The organism is Pseudomonadota bacterium, assembly GCA_030775045.1.
Lineage (GTDB): Bacteria > Pseudomonadota > Alphaproteobacteria > JALYJY01 > JALYJY01 > JALYJY01.
This window is the reverse complement of the sequence record JALYJY010000068.1, coordinates 1-2,416: the sequence shown is the minus strand read 5'-3', so window position 1 is coordinate 2,416 and position 2,416 is coordinate 1. Positions and strand designations below refer to the sequence as shown.

The following is a 2,416-nucleotide window of genomic DNA, read 5'->3' as shown; positions in this document are numbered from 1 at the left end:
CCTGCGCACTGTCCTGGAGCCCCTGGGGATGAGACGCCCTGGCGGAACAGGCGTAATCCGGCTGCCCTTTGTGGGCCCCGGACTGGCAGAGGACTCCCTGCTGCTCCCCGATACCATCCATACAGCCACCCTGGGCGGACAGGCTGATGCCAGTCATGATACGGGAGGCCTTGTTGTTGGCGTCACTGGCGCTGCGGCGGTGCCCACGTTCCTGGAAATCGGAAGGGCGCAGGCCCTGAACGGTTTCCTGGGACTTGGTCGCCTCTATGCTCTGCTCGGAAACCCGGAAAAGCCGGACGCAGGCGTGAGCGCATCCCTGGGGACAGCCCGGGGAAGCCGCTTCCACGGCGCAGATGGCTTTCTGGATCTTGGACACATTGATGCGGGAGCGTCCTGGGTTCGTGATGACAGGCAGGATGTCCTGTACATCGGGGCGCGGGTTGAAGGAGATTTTTCGGAAGATCTGTCCTGCCATCTGGAAGGCTCTGTCCGGCGCCATATTCCGCTGGCGGAAGGCGAGCAGTCTGCAACCCGGCACGGGGCCGGATCCGTGGAAAGGACAGAAACCGGATCCAGGATCGGAGTGTCCTTCATTGTGGCCCGCACAGAGGATTCGGGAACATTTTCCGGAACGGCAGCCCTGACGGCTTCCCGCTGGTTCAGCGGCGGCCGCCATGATGGCGTGATGATTGTGGGCGGAGTTGTGGGTCTGCGCTGGACATTCGGTGATGCGCCTGCAGCTTCTGCAACAGCTGCAACGCCTGCCGCTCCATGAGCAGATACAGATTTCTGTTTTACTTTCATCAGAACATGATCAAATCACCGCAGTATCAATGAAAACCCCCTGGAGGATCGAAATGTCAGGTTCAGTTGTAAAAGCCGGTGCTGCTGTTCTGGCCCTTGTTTCCGCGGAAGCCGTGGCCGATGACACTGTGACCAATGCCGCCGGTACAGAAGGAAAAAGCAATATAACCTGCATAGCCAATATGGGTGCCCGCTATGCGGTTGCCAATATAGCTACTAAGACCGGTCCTGCGGGATTTCTGGAAGGATCCTCCGCTGCAATAAACTGCGACACTTTCAGCGCAACAGTTGAAGCAAGTGTGTGGGGCCAGTTAAATTATGCGGAAGGCGAACTTTCTGCTGGCAAGCCGATGGTGGGCAACCTGAAGGTAACCTTTTCCAGTGATCCAAGCCGGGTTGTTGCAGGTTCCCTCACAGTTGGACGTACCGAGGCATTCCTGCCCCGGGCAGCCTCGGCATTCTCCGGGATTGATGAGCTGAAGTTACCCGGTGCGTCTTTCAACCTTTCCCAGGATGATGGTCCTGGCAGGGCTGGAACAGCCATGTTTTTTGTAACAGGAGCTTCAGCCAACAGCTGGTTCAATGTGGGCCCATGGTTTCGCATGGGTGTGAATGGTGCTGTGGCAAACCTGTCGGATACCGGAGCTCCGCAATATGCATTTATGCAGCCCTATCTCGAGCTGAATGATGGGAACACACAGTATGGAATACTTGGAGGGGGTTGTGGATCCACAGCTGGAGAGGGGTATTGTTCTGCGGATGGTACAGCAAGATATCCTGTGTTAAGGGGACCTGCAGAGAGAGACGCAATAACCGGAGAGATAATAAAGCCCGGAAGGATTCTGCTGCTTGCTGTTGGTGGTGGGTCATACGTCTGGAATGATGCAGGTGGAAGGCATCTCCAGGGCTTGGCGGGTTTCGATTGGGTTCTTTCTCAGGCTCGGGATATTACAGCCGGAATTCGGGTATTTGCGCAGGGAGACAATGACGCCTTGACAGAACAGGTCACCGGTCTGGAACTTGCTGCTTCAGCGCCGCTCCTGAAGTCGCAGCTGGGCACTCTCTGGATGACTGTCAGCGGTGAAGCAGGAAGCATCAGCAGGATCGGGGACGACCCTGCACCGGACTTCGGTCTTCCCGAGCGGAGGTTTGCCGGAGCTTTTGATCTCCGCTGGGTTACGCCTGAATTCTGATTGTCTGCTCACTTCTGATAACTCCGACAGCCCCCGCCTGTGTGCGGGGGCTTTTTTTATGTCCGTAATCCCTGCCAGACGCGAAAGCGGGTGGTGGTGGCAAGGCACTCAACCTGGTCCAGGTGTGGTTTCATCCATTCTCCGGCTGGCAGGCGGGACTGGACGACCAGAACCAGCCGGCCGCCTTTTTCCAGGTGATCCGGGGTATCGGCGATCAGATTTTTCAGAACCGTATGATCTTCCCGGTTGCCATTGTGGATGGGCGGGTTGCTGATGATCATGTCATAGCGCTGCTGGCCCACAGCCTGCAGGTCTGAGCCAGTCACGGGGTGCGCCTGTGGAACGTTTTCCGCGGCGGCCAGCAGGGCCAGTGTGTCCACATCCAGCATGTCTACCCGGGCCTGTGGCCAGTGTTGCAG

3 protein-coding genes are annotated in these 2,416 nt (G+C 57.7%); 2 read left to right on the top strand and 1 reads right to left on the bottom strand.

Annotated features, from left to right (window positions below; genetic code table 11):
* Positions 1-775 (top strand): hypothetical protein (locus M3O22_06725; GenBank protein ID MDP9196440.1); only part of this gene is annotated, 775 nt, incomplete at its 5' end.
* On the top strand, positions 729-1,997 hold the full coding sequence (locus M3O22_06720; GenBank protein ID MDP9196439.1) for a hypothetical protein: 1,269 nt from the start codon (positions 729-731) through the stop codon (positions 1,995-1,997). The genes M3O22_06725 and M3O22_06720, both read left to right, overlap by 47 nt.
* Before the next feature lie 56 nt (positions 1,998-2,053).
* On the opposite strand, the gene M3O22_06715 is transcribed toward M3O22_06720, so the two are convergent.
* On the bottom strand, positions 2,054-2,416 hold a 363-nt coding region (locus M3O22_06715), incomplete at its 5' end, for a class I SAM-dependent methyltransferase (protein MDP9196438.1).

Coding starts and splice junctions, on each gene's coding strand:
- M3O22_06720 (MDP9196439.1), top strand. CDS start 729: ATGCGCCTGCAGCTTCTGCAACAGCTGCAACGCCTGCCGCTCCATGAG.